This is a genomic window from Dyadobacter endophyticus, from assembly GCF_014641595.1.
Lineage (GTDB): Bacteria > Bacteroidota > Bacteroidia > Cytophagales > Spirosomataceae > Dyadobacter > Dyadobacter endophyticus.
Map to the genome: position 1 here is coordinate 1,676,470 of NZ_BMIA01000001.1, position 15,496 is coordinate 1,691,965.

Annotated in this window: 11 protein-coding genes; 7 read left to right on the top strand and 4 right to left on the bottom strand. The window is 50.1% G+C overall.

Annotated elements, in window-relative coordinates; translation table 11 throughout:
- Positions 1-2: 2 nt before the first annotated feature.
- Both IEY24_RS06880 and IEY24_RS06885 read right to left on the bottom strand, forming a co-directional pair.
- Positions 3-1,229, bottom strand: a complete 1,227-nt coding sequence (locus tag IEY24_RS06880; RefSeq protein WP_188932222.1) for an RsmB/NOP family class I SAM-dependent RNA methyltransferase — start codon at positions 1,227-1,229, stop codon at positions 3-5.
- Positions 1,230-1,307: 78 nt separating this feature from the next.
- Entirely contained in the window at positions 1,308-2,537 is a 1,230-nt protein-coding gene (locus IEY24_RS06885; protein WP_188929941.1) for a GAF domain-containing sensor histidine kinase, read from the bottom strand.
- Positions 2,538-3,054: 517 nt separating this feature from the next.
- On the opposite strand from IEY24_RS06885, the gene IEY24_RS06890 reads away from it, so the two are divergent.
- The 6 genes from IEY24_RS06890 (at position 3,055) to IEY24_RS06915 (ending at position 8,178) form a co-directional block, all read left to right on the top strand.
- The gene (locus IEY24_RS06890; RefSeq protein WP_188929943.1) at positions 3,055-3,492 is read left to right on the top strand and encodes a DUF2147 domain-containing protein; all 438 of its coding nucleotides are present in this window, start codon (positions 3,055-3,057) and stop codon (positions 3,490-3,492) included.
- A 114-nt stretch (positions 3,493-3,606) separates the two neighbouring features.
- A complete protein-coding gene (locus tag IEY24_RS06895; protein WP_188929944.1) occupies positions 3,607-4,620 on the top strand; it encodes an LLM class flavin-dependent oxidoreductase in 1,014 nt (337 codons plus the stop codon).
- Positions 4,621-4,629: 9 nt separating this feature from the next.
- A complete protein-coding gene (locus IEY24_RS06900) occupies positions 4,630-5,604 on the top strand; it encodes a helix-turn-helix transcriptional regulator (protein WP_229221537.1) in 975 nt (324 codons plus the stop codon).
- 68 nt (positions 5,605-5,672) lie between these two features.
- The gene (locus IEY24_RS06905; RefSeq protein ID WP_188929946.1) at positions 5,673-6,197 is read left to right on the top strand and encodes a DinB family protein; all 525 of its coding nucleotides are present in this window, start codon (positions 5,673-5,675) and stop codon (positions 6,195-6,197) included.
- Between the two features lie 48 nt (positions 6,198-6,245).
- Positions 6,246-6,776 carry an NADPH-dependent FMN reductase gene (locus tag IEY24_RS06910; protein WP_188929948.1) on the top strand — a complete coding sequence of 177 codons (531 nt, stop codon included), beginning with the start codon at positions 6,246-6,248 and terminating at the stop codon, positions 6,774-6,776.
- A 118-nt stretch (positions 6,777-6,894) separates the two neighbouring features.
- Entirely contained in the window at positions 6,895-8,178 is a 1,284-nt protein-coding gene (locus IEY24_RS06915; RefSeq protein WP_188929950.1) for an O-acetylhomoserine aminocarboxypropyltransferase/cysteine synthase family protein, read from the top strand.
- Positions 8,179-8,267: 89 nt separating this feature from the next.
- Here the strand turns inward: IEY24_RS06915 and IEY24_RS06920 are convergent, their stop codons facing one another.
- The gene (locus IEY24_RS06920; protein WP_262892326.1) at positions 8,268-10,352 is read right to left on the bottom strand and encodes a S9 family peptidase; all 2,085 of its coding nucleotides are present in this window, start codon (positions 10,350-10,352) and stop codon (positions 8,268-8,270) included.
- Positions 10,353-10,852: 500 nt separating this feature from the next.
- On the opposite strand from IEY24_RS06920, the gene polA reads away from it, so the two are divergent.
- Entirely contained in the window at positions 10,853-13,765 is a 2,913-nt protein-coding gene (gene polA, locus IEY24_RS06925; RefSeq protein ID WP_188929954.1) for a DNA polymerase I, read from the top strand.
- A 193-nt stretch (positions 13,766-13,958) separates the two neighbouring features.
- Here the strand turns inward: polA and IEY24_RS06930 are convergent, their stop codons facing one another.
- The gene (locus IEY24_RS06930; protein ID WP_188929956.1) at positions 13,959-15,485 is read right to left on the bottom strand and encodes a SusD/RagB family nutrient-binding outer membrane lipoprotein; all 1,527 of its coding nucleotides are present in this window, start codon (positions 15,483-15,485) and stop codon (positions 13,959-13,961) included.
- Between the last annotated feature and the right edge of the window lie 11 nt (positions 15,486-15,496).

The window sequence follows — 15,496 nt, forward strand, 5'->3', positions numbered from 1 at the left end:
TGCTATTTCCGTTCGAGCAGCGCCATATAGAAGCCGTCGAAACCGTCCTGCGCGGGGGATGTGCGGTGCTCCGAAACGAACCGCCAGTCGGCTTTATGACGCTTTGTGAATGCTCGTACCTGCTCCTCAGACTCCGATGGCAGGACACTGCACGTTGCATACACCATTTTCCCTCCTTTCTTCACCATTTTAGAATAGTTTTCCAGGATCTGCGCCTGCACTTTGCGGATTTTTTCCAGAAATTCAGGTTTAAGCTTCCATTTGCTGTCCGGATTTCTTCTTAAAACACCCAAGCCCGAGCAAGGGACGTCTAGCAGCAGCCGGTCGGCGGTTTCGGAAAGGTTTTCTATGACTTTGTCGGAGCTGATAACCATAGTTGTCAGATTGGTAACCCCGTTTCGTGCGGCGCGGCGTTCCAATTCCTGCAATTTGTGGTGCTCGATGTCCATCGCAAGGACCGAGCCTGTATTGCGCAGCAATGCGGCCAAATGCAAGCTTTTTCCTCCCGCGCCCGCACATGCATCTATTACAGACATACCGGTGTGTACGTCCAGGTAAGGCGCGATAAGCTGCGACCCCGCGTCCTGAACTTCAAAAAAGCCGTTTTTGAAACTTTCGAGCCCCGATACATTGATGCGCTTTTTCAACGCCAGCGCCTCTGGCAAGCCTGGAACGGTTTCCGTGATTTCAGAGCCTAGCTGCTCCTGCACCGTTTCTGTGTTCGCTTTCAAGGAATTAACACGTAAAACCACAGGGGCGGTTTTGTTAAGCGCAGCCAGCTCTATCGGCCACCGTTCGCCGAGTTCAGTCTCGCCCGTCTGATCGATCCAGTCCGGAATGGATTGTGCTATCTTACGGATTGCCTGGCCCTCCGCGTATCGCTGGTTTACCACTTCCCGGTCGATACCTTCAAATTCAGGCCACTCTGGCAGGGTTTCCAACGCTTCATGGCCTTCCAGCTGCATAGGCTTAATCAGCTGCCATACACCTGCCAGCCGCCAAAAATCTTCACTTTCCCGGACCTTTTCAACCTGCGCGGTGTATTTGACCAACCGCCACCAGCGCACGATTTCGTACACATTTTCAGCAATAAACGCGCGGTCGCGGGCGCCCCACTTTTTGTTGGATTTCAGCAACTGCTCAACGACGCGGTCAGCCTGCCGGTTTTTGACAAATATGTCCTGCAATGCCTCAACGGTGGCCGCAACAAGTCCTTTGTATAGTTTCAAAACGTAAATTTCCAGGTGAAACAAGATGACAAAGTTGGCGACGGATGGACTACAAAACAAAAAAGCGCAGCCGTTTGATCAATAAATATTCTGTGGAAGATCGATCTCGAAATTGGTACCAGCTCCCGGCTGCGAACTAATGCTAATCGTTCCTCCCAGGCTATCGACCAGGTGTTTCACCAGTGCCAAACCGAACCCGAAACCCTGCTCGCCCCCGGTTCCGTTGGTCGACGAGGCATTCCCCGACACGATCGCCTGAATGTTTTCCGTAGTAATCCCAACGCCCGAATCCTTTACCGAAATACGCAGTGCCGGCTTCAACTGGTCGATCAGCAAATGTAAGTCAACCGTTACCTCGCCGAATGGAGGTGTGAATTTCATGGAATTTGAAATGAGGTTGCCGGTAATTTGCAGTAATTTGCTTTTCGAGAAATGAATATTCTCTGTTAAAGGGCTGGTATTCACCTGAAAACGAATGTTCTTTTGCTTAGCCTGCGGACCATAAAGCTTTTCCAGTTTGTCTTTGAAGATTGCCAACGTAAAGCCCTGCCCGTTGGAGGCACGCGGCGAACCGGCGGTTGTCCCTTTTTCCTTGTGTGAGCCCAGGATCTCTTCCGCCAGATCGAGGATAGAATTCCCACTCTTGTGGATGAGATTGATGAATTCAAGCACCTCGTCCATCCGGTTCTGATCGCCCTGGTCGCGGATAATTTGCGCCAGCCCAACTATTCCTCCCAGAGGCCCGCGTATATCATGCGCGACCTTTTTTTGTGTCTGCCCAGCTTCCAGGAGCCTTGATTTCAAGTTTTCCAGGACCTTATGCGTTTTCAAACGGCCTACGATCTCGTCGGCAATAATCTTCAGGAGCTCAATTTTCTCAGGTTCGAGTGTCTTACGTTCCTGATCAAGCACGCATAACGCACCTATTTGCAGCCCATCGCCGGTTTTAAGCGGTATTCCGTAATAATATTTAACGTTTGGCTCACCGGTGACGTAAAATTTATCCTTAAAACGTTCGTCCTCGGTGAGGTCGCCCACTTCAAAATGCTCGGATTCCATGATCGTATATTGGCAGACAGAGTCTTCCCGGAGCATTTGATCGATATCCAGACCGTAATTCGAAATCGTCCACTGTGTTAATGAATCAATGAGGTTCACGAGGGAAATCCGTGTACCGGCTACTTTGGCAGCGAGTTTCGCAAGGTCTTGGAAGGTAACTTGATGATCCGAATAGTCGATATCCAATTCTGAAAGGCCTAGCAGACGTTCCATTTCATTAGCAGGAACAGGCGCACTGGAAATACTCATGATATAAATGCGGTTTAAACCCAATTCTACAAACAATAAATGAAAAAAGAGAGAAGTAATACTATAAAAAACAATACCCGAAATCGACATTTCAGTAGACAGCCTTTGGAAAAATCACCAGCAAATACAAGTTCCGGCCAGGAATAGCTTTTGCAATATTCATGTGAGCCGACGCACCGGCGGCAAGAGATCGGCGTTGGTCACACCGGCGTTTGCTATGGCGTCTTGGAATAATTCTGTTTCAAAATCTGCCAAACTGTTGTATATTGTCACACCAACTATTGAGCAGAATTGTATTTTAGGACGTCGATAGTAAAAAGGCAATTTACTTAACAGTGTTAAGTCATATATCTATCATTGTTAAATTTAAAACCAACGATAGATTTGTGTCATAAAACCTCAATATTGCAGTTTTTTCTTTTACAACGGTTAACAGCGTAAAGTTGACGTAATTTTAAACTTGCATATTTTTAAGAGCCCCCAACCAAGAACAATTAACCCGACGGACGTTACAGGAATGTATAAAATACTTTTTACAATATTTTTTTTCGCGAGTTTCAGCCCTGCCGGATCTCAAATTATTGTTGCGGATAAGATCGTCGGTGAGTGGATCAATGAAGAAAAAGATACCCGGATCGAGATATACAAAAACGGCGACGAATATTTCGGCCGCCTGCTCTGGTCCGAATACCTATTTGAGGCCGACGGCAAAACCTCCCGGAAAGACGTCCGCAATTCGAATGAAAAGCTCCGCGGACGAAACCTGCTCCACGTAAACCTGCTAAACAACTTCGTCTTTAGCGAAGACATTTGGGACGACGGTAAAATGTACGACCCCAGAAGCGGCAAAACCTACAATTGTCTTATTAAACTGCGTAAAGAAAAATTGGAAGTGCGTAGTTATGTGGGCATCCCGCTTTTGGGCAGGAGCACTTACTGGGACCGCGTCCTTTGACCTCCCCCACCCCGCCTGCGAACGTTACTATCCCTGCGGAAAGGACATTTTAGCCTTCCACAGTGAATACAAACGGCGTGTGACGTGTTATGTTTCAAATCACGCATCGATCGTATGAAGCATTTCAAACTGGGTATTCTCGACCAATCCGTTGTGAGACACGGGTCAAGCGTCCGGGAAGCCATCCAAGAAACCATCACCACGGCAAAGCTGGCCGAAGAGTTTGGTTATAGCCGTTTCTGGGTTTCTGAACACCATAATTCCACATTTATTGCAGGCTCCGCGCCGGAAGTCCTGATGGTCAAACTGGCCGACGTTACGAGTCATATCCGCGTCGGGTCGGGCGGGATTATGCTGCCCAACCACAGCGCGTTGAAAGTGGCCGAGAATTTCCGTATGCTCGAAACGCTGTACCCGGGTCGTATTGATCTCGGTATGGGCCGTGCGCCCGGTACCGACCGCATTACTTCTTCCATCCTCAATCCGTCCAATGATTTCAGCGAAAGCAGTTACCTGCGCCAGCTCGAACATTTACAGCATTTTTTCAGGGATACGGCAGGGACCGACCGCGGATTTATCTATGCCTCGCCGCAATCGCCTACTATACCAGAGCAGTGGATACTGAGTTCAAGCGGCGGCAGCAGCAATATAGCAGCGCGTTTCGGCATGGGCCTGGCCGTTGCGAAATTCATCAATGGCTTCGTTAAGCCTGATGTCGTGGAAGAGTACAAACGCAACTTCCGCCCGTCGGATCAGCTCGACAAGCCCAAAGTGATCCTCTCCGTATTTACCTTGTGCGGTGAAACCGAGGAGCAGGCGGCGGCCATGCGCAAGATGATGGATTATGTGCTCGTGGAGTTCGAGCGCGGCAAGTTCGGGCCGTTCCCCGATCCTGAAACCGTACGCAAATACGAATTCAATTTCGGCGAAATGGACCGCATTCGTTACAATAGCGGCCGCATTGTATCGGGGACGGCGGAGTCGGTGAAAGAACAACTCACGAAACTGGCTACCGACTTTGATGCGGACGAGATTATGGTCTCCACGATGGCCGACACTTTTGAAAACCGTATCAAATCCTTTCAATTGATTTCGGAGGCATTTAATTTGAGAGAACCGGTTCTTTAACCTTAATTTGTGCCGGACATTACTTCACCGACACTCATGAACCGTTTCGACCGCATTACAGCCATCCTGATCCAGCTTCAATCCCGTAAAATTGTGAAAGCCCAGGACCTGGCAGAACGCTTCGAGATCAGTCTGAGGACGGTGTACCGCGATATTAATTCGCTTGCGGAGGCGGGCGTACCCATTATAGGCGAGGCAGGCGTCGGTTATTCCATTATGGATGGCTATCGCCTGCCTCCCGTTATGTTTACGATGGAAGAGGCCCGTACATTCATTACCGCCGAAAAACTGATGGAGAAATTCACCGATTTTTCGACACAATCGCATTATCAGGCGGCAATGTACAAGATCAAAGCGGTGCTGAGAAGTACCGAGAAATCGATGGTGGAGAACCTGGAAAACCATATTGAGGTACGGAGTCGCCCACGGGCATTTCACCAGCCCAACAGCAATACGCTCGATATTTTGCTCAGAAGCATCTCCGAAAGAAAGATCGCCAAAATCCTTTATGTCGCGTTAAGTGCCGCTGAGCCCGGGGAGCGGATTATCGAGCCGGTGGGTGTTTATCATGAAAACAATTACTGGTACACCATCGCATTCTGCCACCTTCGCAACGATTACCGCAATTTCCGTTCCGACCGCATCCTGCAATGCGACATTACCGACCAGCCGTTCATGCACCAGCATGCCCCGCTGAAAGACTTCATGCACGACAGTTGGGAAAACGACAACATGCGCCTCGTACGCATACGTGTAGAGAAGCGCGTGGCGCGCTACATACGCGAACAAAGGAACTTTTACGGCTTTGCTTCGGAGGTGGAAAAGGACGATCATACTGAAATGACTTTCCTGAGCCCCTCGCTCGAAGGTTTCGCACGCTGGTACATGATGATAGCCCCGGAGGCTTGCATTCTCGAACCCGAGTCGCTCAAATCGATCGTGCGGCAGCTAACCGAAAAAATTTCGGAAAATTTGAACCACTGACGAATGCTGCTGACACAGGGCTGTCACAAGCACGTGTTTTCTTTGTAATGCACTTAAACAAAGAAGCTATGTCAGCCACAATTGAAATTCCGACCGCAGAAAAAAGTTTGGCTTATGCGATGAAAAATTTCGCAGATTACAACCATTGGGCCAACTGCACATTGGTGAACTGGTTACGCACAAAACCTGCCGAAATCCTCGAAACGGAGCTAAAATCGAGCTTTTCAACCATCCGGCTGACGCTCATTCATACGCTCGAAACCCAGCGCTACTGGCTCTCGATTATCAATCCGGGGAGCAATTACAGCGGCCAGGATTTTGATGGAGACCTTGAATCGACATTTGATACGCTTATAGCACAATCTCAGGAGCTTGCGGAGTACATCGAAAGCCTGTCCACGGAACAGATCCAGAGCGAAACTCTGGTTGTAAGCCAGTGGTTCGAATGCAACTTCCCGAAATTCGAATACATCATGCACGTGGTGAACCACACCACTTACCACCGCGGGCAGATCATCACCATGGGGCGCAACCTCGGTTTCACGGACGCTCCTATGACGGATTACAATTTTTATAATGTTATGGCTAAATAAATTGGCAGCCGCGGAAACCTGTCCGCCCCAGTATTTGTAATGCTGGTTATGAAACGCATTCACATTCTGGGGATTTCGGGTAGCCTGCGCGCCGATTCTACCAATACCATCATCCTGAAAACCTTGGGAAGCCTTTTGCCTTCCGACACCACATTTGAAATTTTCGAAGGCCTGGGCGAAATCGAGCATTTCAGTCCGGGCCTTGTCGATACAGAGGCGGTGATACGGTTTAAAACTGCCATTAACCAAGCCAACGCCGTCGTAATATGCACGCCGGAATATGCATTTGGCGTCCCCGGTACGCTCAAAAACGCACTGGACTGGACCGTCGGCTCCGGCGACCTAAACGACAAACCGGTGTCAGCCATCAGCGCCTCGCCGCTCAATTCGGGTGGTAATAATGCGTTGGCGTCGTTGTTGCTAACCTTAACCGCATTGGGTACCCAAAAGAATGAAGCCTCTGCCCTTTCGATTCCAAACGTTAAAGGGAAAATCGCGGACGGTCGTGTAACCGATGCGCATACGCTTAACGAGCTCAGCGTGCAATGCGCGAATCTGCTGGGACTGATCGAAGCTTAAAGTCTCCCCCAGTAAAATCCTATTTATTATCCGGCAAGCAAAAGACTATAATTTTCATAGAGTAATATCATTTAGTTTGATACATTTGGGCTTTATCCACTTTAAACGTTCAAGCCAGATGAAATTTGAGACCTTGCAGCTTCATGCCGGACAACAGCCCGACCCTGTAACCAATTCGCGGGCAGTGCCTTTGTACCAGACCACTTCCTACGTGTTCAACAACGCCGAGCATGCTGCTAACCTTTTCGCATTAAAGGAGTTCGGCAATATATATTCCCGCATTATGAACCCAACCAACGACGTTTTCGAAAAACGCGTTGCGGCGTTGGAAGGCGGTGTGGCAGCATTGGCCACCGGCTCGGGGCATTCTGCCCAGTTTCTGGCGATTAACAACATTACTACCGTCGGCGACAATTTCGTCACCACATCATTCCTGTACGGCGGTTCCTATAACCAGTTCAAAAATTCGTTCAAAAACATCGGCGTGGAAGCGCGTTTCGCCGATGGCGACGATGTGAGCAGCTTCGAAAAGCTGATCGATGCAAAAACGAAGTTCATTTACCTTGAAACGATCGGTAACCCGAGCTATTCCGTGCCCGATTTTGAGGCATTTGCTGCGCTTGCCAACAAGCATGACCTGCCGTTGATCGTCGATAACACATTCGGTGCTGCCGGGGCGATATTCCAGCCTATCAAGCACGGAGCACACGTGGTAGTGCAGTCGGCCACGAAATGGATCGGCGGACATGGGACTTCCATCGGCGGAGTGATCGTCGATGCGGGTACTTACAACTGGGGCAATGGCAAGTTCCCGCAGTTTACCGAGCCTTCCCCAAGCTACCACGGCCTTATTTTGAACGATGTTTTCGGCATTGGCGGGCCGTTCGGCAACATTCAGTTCATCATCCGCGCCCGCGTGGAAGGCCTGCGCGACTGGGGCCCGTCGCTGTCGCCATTCAATTCGTTTCTGTTCCTGCAGGGGCTTGAAACCCTGTCCCTCAGAGTGGAGCGCATTGCGGAGAATGCATTGAAACTCGCGAAATGGCTTGAAAATCACCCGAAAGTAGAGAGCGTGAACTATATCGGCCTGGAAGGAAACAAATACCACCAGCTCGCGAAAAAGTACCTCACACGCGGTTTTGGAGGCGTTTTGTCATTCACATTGAAAGGTGACAAGAAAACCGCCGAGCATTTTGTCGATAACCTGAAACTGATCAGTAACCTGGCGAACGTAGGCGACGCCAAAACGCTCATCATCCACCCTGCATCTACAACGCATTCGCAACTCTCTGAGCAAGAACAAATTTCCGCCGGAGTACTACCAACACAACTCCGCATTTCCGTGGGTATCGAGCATATCGACGATATCATTGCGGATGTAGAGCAGGCGATTGGGGCCTGAGGATGAACATAACGTCATGCTGATTTCTATGATAAACCAGCAACCTATCAAGATCACTTGGTTTTATCATAGAAATCAGGGTGACAACGTCACTCCCCGATCCCTTCCAACGCAAACATAAACGCGAACTGCAACGCAATTTCCTTCAAGTAATCAAACCGCCCCGAAGCGCCACCATGGCCGGCTTCCATGTTTGTTTTTAGCAGCAGTACATTGTGGTCCGTTTTATGCGTTCGGAGGCGCGCTACCCATTTGGCGGGTTCGAAATATTGCACTTGGCTGTCATGTAATCCGGTAGTAATGAGCATGTTGGGATAAGCCTTTCTCGCTACATTGTCATACGGCGAATAGGACTTCATGTAGTCGTACGATTCCTTTTTTTTCGGGTTCCCCCACTCGTCGAATTCGTTGGTTGTCAATGGAATGCTCTCATCGAGCATGGTAGTAACAACGTCCACAAACGGCACATCCGCTATGATCCCCCGCCAGAGATCGGGGCGCATGTTGCTGATCGCCCCCATGAGCAGGCCGCCCGCGCTACCGCCCTCGGCAAACAAATGCGCCGGCGACGTGAATTTCTCCTTGATCAGGAACTCCGCGCAGTCGATAAAGTCATTAAATGTGTTCTTCTTTTTAAACATCTTACCGTCCTCATACCATTGCCGGCCCATTTCCTGTCCGCCTCGTATGTGTGCGAGCGCATAGATGAACCCGCGATTGAGCAGGCTCAGGCGCGTGCTGCTGAAAGCAGGGTCCATGCTGTTGCCATATGAGCCGTAGGCATACAGCAAAAGCGGGGTTTCGGCACTTTTAGGCGTGCCTTTCTTGTAAACCACCGAAACAGGCACTTTCACGCCATCGCGTGTGGTCGCATACAAACGTTCCGTGACATATTCCTCCGGGTTGTACCCTCCCACCACTTCCTGGCGCTTTTTCAGCTCCCTCTTGCGAGTTTCCATGTCGTAATCGTACACCGAACTCGGTGTTGTGAGTGAAGTATAAACATAGCGCAGCTTCGAGCTGTTGTATTCGGGGTTCGAGCCGGCGTAAGCGGTGTAGGCCGGTTCGCCAAAATCCACATAATGCTCGGAATTGGTATTGATATCGCGGATACGAAGCTGCAAAAGGCCGTTTTTCCGCTCGGTAATTACCAGGTAGTCCTTAAAAACATCAATTCCTTCCAGTAGCACATCGGCGCGGTTCGGGATTACTTCCTTCCAGTTTTCGACACCAGTTTGGGTCACGGGCGTTTCCATCAGCCTGAAATTCAACGCGTCTTTGTTGGTGACTATCAGGAACTTATCTCCCTGGTGATCCACATCGTATAAAACGTCCTTCATCCGTGGCTGGAACACTTCGAATTTGCCCTCCGGCTTGTCTGCGTCCAGGATCAGGTATTCCGATGACATGGTGGCCGACGACGCGATCACAATGTATTTCTCCGATTTCGTCTTCCCTACTCCGATATAATTGCTCTTGTCCTTCTCATTATAAACCACCACATCCTTCTTCGATTCCGTCCCGAGCGTGTGACGTTTGATCTTTTCACTCAGCAGCGTTTTGGGGTTGGTAGCCGTATAAAAAAGCGTTTTGTTATCGTTTCCCCATTCGGAACCACCGCTGGCCGGGTAAATTGTATCGGCATAGTGCTCGCCGGTTTCCAGATTTTTAATGTATATGGTGTATTGCCTTCTCGAAACGGTATCCACGCCGTATGCCAACAACTTATTATCCGGACTTACATTGAAACCGACCGCAGAATAATAGGAATGTCCTTCGGCCATTTTGTCGACATCGAGCAGCACTTCTTCCGGGGCTTCGAGCGAATCTTTCTTGCGGCAATATTTGAAATACTGCTCACCTTCCTCGCTCCGGGTGTAATACCAGTACCCATTGCTGAACACCGGCACCGACTCATCCTTTTCCTTAATGCGCCCCTTCATCTCCGCAAACAGCGCTTCCTGAAATTTCGCCGTGCCGGCCATCATCGTGTCGGTGTAGGCGTTCTCGGCATTCAGGTATTCGACTACTTTATCGCTGTCGGGACCTTCACGGAAGAAATCGCCCATCCAGTAATATTCATCGTTGCGTTGGTCGCCATGCATTCCGGTTTCATGGTCTTTCTTTTCGGCGACGGGTGGTGTGGCTCCCGGCCATTGATATGCTTGTTTCACGGGTTTATTTTGGTTACACGAAAAAATGACAACAGCTAAAAGTAAGAAAATAATTCGCATATATGGGGACGGTTTCAGTGTAGCTGATTATCAGTTATTTAGTCGTCAGTGAGGAGGTTACGCAATGATATTAGGACAATACTTTTAATATGATAGTATGTATTTAAAGTATCTAACTTTCAATTATTTTTATAAGGGAGTGTAAATGAAATGCTTTGCACTTTTAAACTATTTAGTACTAGTTGTTAATACTTAAAATATAATTCTTTTAATACTTTAAAACATATTAAAACTTATATAAAGTACTATACTTTTAATGCAAATAAAGACAACAGTTGCTATTGATTAGTATAATTCTTTTAAAAAGCATGAAACTTTTAATTAATACCGATAGTAACATCCTTACAATACTTGTTCTGCAAATCCACAAAAAACCGCCGGTAAACCCTGTCCGTCCCCATAGTTGCATTATATTTGAGTTTCGATCATAAACTTACCTCATGGAAAAACCCGTTCACAAGCTGTTCCTTCTGGATGCTATGGCCTTGATATACAGGGCGCATTTCGCATTTATCAAGGCGCCGCGCATCACTTCAAAAGGACTGAATACCAGCGCCGTTTTCGGCTTTACCAACACACTGCTCGAAGTACTGCAAAAAGAGAAACCTACCCATATCGGCGTTGCATTTGACACCGCCGCGCCTACATTCCGCCATGTGCAATTTGAGGCATACAAGGCCCAGCGCGAAGCGCAGCCGGAGGATATCACCGTGGCGATCCCGCTCGTAAAGCGCCTGCTGAAAGGCATGTGCATTCCCATTCTCGAACTGGACGGGTACGAGGCCGACGACATTATCGGCACCATTGCCAAAGAAGCGTCGCGGGAAGGTTTCGAGGTTTTCATGATGACGCCCGATAAAGATTACGGGCAATTGGTCGAACAATACGTACACATTTATAAGCCCGCGTTCCTCGGCAAGGGCGCCGAAGTGCTGGGTGTTCAGGAAATACTCGACCGCTGGCAGATCCAGCGCATCGACCAGGTGATCGACATCCTCGGCCTCATGGGCGACGCCGTCGATAACATACCGGGGATACCGGGTGTGGGAGAGAAAACGGCCCAGAAGCTGATCCAGGAATACGATACAATCGAAAACCTGATCACACACGCCGACGAAATCAAAGGCAAACTTGGCGAAAAAGTCCGCGAGAACTTCGATAAGGCCATATTAAGCAAGCAACTTGCAACGATCGATTGCAAAGTGCCCGTGCCGTTCGATGCCGAAGACCTCACCATTTGCTCGCCGAATGCAGAACTCATCGCCGATTTGTTTGATGAACTCGAATTCAAAACATTAAAAACCCGTGTCCTCGGCGTAGGCGGCGGCTCAACGACAGCTGCTGGCGGATCGCTCGGAGCTCCGGCCCCTGGAGGACGTGCAGGTGCCCCGCAAGCACGCAAAACCGTCAACAAGGACCAGCTCGACATTTTCGGTAATCCAGCACAAGAAATTGGTCAGCAGCCAGCGGTCGTCAGCGGCGACCTTGCCGACGGCGAGCTCACCGAAGACACAGAAGGTATCCGCATTCCGACGTCGAAAAAGACTATTGCCAATACTTTCCACCGCTACCATACCGTGGATACGCCCGAACTGATGACCAGTCTCTCGCATTATCTGGGCTTGCAGGAAGCATTCTGTTTCGACACCGAAACGACCTCGCTGGATACCACCGACGCAGAGCTCGTAGGACTTTCGTTCTCCTACTTCGCCGGCGAAGCATTCTACATTCCGGTGCCTGCCGACCGCGAAAAAGCGCAGGAAATCGTGGAGCACTTCCGGGCCGTTTTTGAGAATGAAAATATTGAAAAAATTGGCCAGAACATCAAGTATGACCTGCTTGTCCTGAAAAACTACGGCATTGAAGTCCACGGCAAGCTGAGCGACACCATGCTGGCGCATTACCTGCTGCAACCCGATAAGCGCCATGGAATGGACATCCTGGCAGCTTCCTACCTGAACTACGAACCGGTGTCGATCACGGAGCTGATTGGCAAAAAAGGCGGCAAACAGGGCAATATGCGCGATGTAGCGATCCCCGAGATCACACAATACGCAGGCGAAGATGCCGACATTACGTTTCAGCTCAATGCGATTTTCAGCCGCGAACTGCCGAAAGTGAATGCAGCGAAACTTTTCCACGAAGTCGAAATGCCGTTGACGAAAGTGCTGGCCTCGATGGAAAATACCGGCGTGAGGCTGGATATCAATGCATTGAAAGAAATGTCGGGCGTGCTGGAATCCGACCTCCGCCAGACCGAATCGGAGATTTACGAAGCGGCCGGGCAATCGTTCAATATCAGCTCGCCGAAGCAGCTTGGAGAGGTGTTGTTTGAGAAAATGAAGCTGATCGACAAGCCGAAAAAGACGAAAACAGGCCAATATGCGACGGGTGAGGAAATCCTCTCCGACCTGGAAGCGAATCACCTTATTGCCCGTAAAATACTGGATTACCGCGAGTTACAAAAACTAAAATCGACGTACGTCGATGCATTACCGACGATGGTAAGCAGCCGCACGGGCCGCATTCATACTTCTTATAACCAGGCGGTGGCGGCCACCGGGCGTCTGAGTTCCACCAACCCGAACCTTCAAAACATCCCCATCCGCACGCCGCGCGGACGCGAGATTCGCAAAGCATTCGTGCCGGATACCGACGAATTCCAAATCCTTTCCGCGGATTATTCGCAGATCGAGCTACGCATTATGGCGGCATTCAGTGCCGACGCCAGTATGACGGAGGCATTCAACCAGGGCCGCGACATTCACGCCACCACGGCCAGCAAGGTTTTTGCAGTGCCCTTAGAGGAAGTGACTTCCGATATGCGCCGGAAGTCCAAAATGGTCAATTTCGGTATCATTTACGGCATTTCTGCGTTCGGTCTCGCACAGCGCCTGGGCATCCCGCGCGGGGAAGCGAGTGAGATCATCCGAGCCTATTTCGAGGAATTCCCCGCTGTGAAGGGCTATATGGACAAGGTCGTAAACGACGCGCGTGAGCGCGAGTATGTAGAGACCATCCTCGGCCGCCGCCGGTATCTGCCGGATATTAACTCCCGGAACCAGACCAACCGCGGCTATGCCGAACGAAATGCCATCAACGCCCCGATCCAGGGCTCTGCGGCCGATATGATTAAAGTCGCGATGATCAATATCCACGATTTTATGGCAAAGGAAAAGCTCAAATCGCGCATGATCCTGCAAGTGCATGACGAATTGGTTTTCGATGCACATTACAGCGAAATTGACTTGTTGAAAGAGAAGGTCGATGAGTTAATGCGAAATGCGATCCCGATGGCGGTGCGGATGGAAACAGGCATTGGCGTAGGCGCCAACTGGCTGGAAGCGCATTGATTTGAGGATGGAAGAAAGGGAGGAAAGGGAGGATGGAGGAAAGGGAGGATGTCAGTCTGAGCGCAGTCGAAGACAGTCCATACGGTGAATTATGCCGTATTTCAAGTGCTTCGACTTCGCTCCTAACATTTCTTCCCTTTCCTCCATCCTCCCTTTCTCCCTTTCTCCCTTTCTCCCTTTCTCCCTTTCTCCCTTATTTAGCCACCCAAGTCCGGGTATTCAAATCATCGGTCCCCTGGCGTTTCACCGCTTCTTCACGATTTGCACCGTTCAGCGATTGCTCCGACAGCGGGTAAATAAAGCGTACGGGTACACGGTTCTGGTTCAGGTTGTCCGGCCCCGGCTTGATCTCCGGCATACCTGTCCGGCGCCAGTCGAACCAGGCTTCCAGGCCGTTGAAATAGTAGGCAATCCACTTTTGCAGCGCAATTTTTCCCAGTTTTTCAGCGCTGGTGCCTGTGTACGCTACGCCCGCCTGCGTGTAGTACGACGCGTCCGGCGTAACATTGATGCCGTACGAAGACGGCACTACGCTTTTCCAGTAGTCGAAATTGCTCTGAACGCCTTTTGTATAGTAACCCTCGGCGGTACCGGTTGTAATCCATCCTTTTTCGCGCGCTTCTGCCAGAATAAACTGCAATTCGGAGTAGTTCATAATGATCCCACGCGGAGCAGAAGGATCCGGCGCTGCTTGTCCGGGGTCGTTGCAGACGAGACACGCGAACGTGTAACCTACGCGCGAGACGCCTTGCGGGCCGCCATTGTAGTTCAATGCCGGCACATCTCCCAGTCCGTTAGGAACACCTTCGATCACCGGCTTACCAGCCGATACCGACGATTGTGAAGGACGACCGAAGACCATCAGACGCGGGTCTTTCAATGCGGTAAGGCGGTCGCTAAGCGTCTTGCTCACCCGGAATTCGTCGAATGAACCTACGCGCGCACCGTACAACGTCCATTGGTTGGGGGCCGCTGCCAGATATTTCAACTCTGCATTGTCCTGATTTCCTTCAAAAATAGGGTTCTTCGCAGGATCGGCAAGGATCGCCTGCATATCCGCTTTGACATCCTTCTGTTTCGAAATACGCATCAGGTAGCGCAGACGCAAAGAATTGGCGAGTTTGCGCCATTTAATCAGCGAACCGGTACCTCCTCCGAAGAGGATATCGCCCGAAACGGCTGTTGTGCTCGTAGAGAGGATATTATTGGCTGTACTAAGATCAGCCAGTACGCCCGCATAAACGCTTTCCTGGGTATCGTATTTCGGCTGATAAACACCATCTGTCTTGCCTTTCGTCGCCTCCGTGTAAGGAATATCGCCGTAAGCATCGGTCGCGAGCGCGAACATCCACGATTTCAGGATCAGCGCGATGCCTTTGTAGGCATTGGCATCGTCGGTGCCAACCTGGTCCAGGATGTTTTTAACATTACGCATATTACCATACACATTGTCCCAGATGCTGTTTTGCTGCCCCCACAAGTAGCGGTCCTCGTTCACGAACTGGATCTTGGCGTGGTGCTGCACCACAATGTTGCCGATACCCCAGGCGTCGTTTACCTGGCTATTGACCAGGTTGCGGATCACACCGGCCAGTAGCAGGTCGGGCGTGACGTCGTTCGGAACGTTGTTATTGGTATTGATTTCTTCAAAATCGTTGGTACATGCCCCGCCTGACACGATCAGCGCGGCCATGATATATATCGGAATTAGCTTTTTCATTGTTTTCCAAT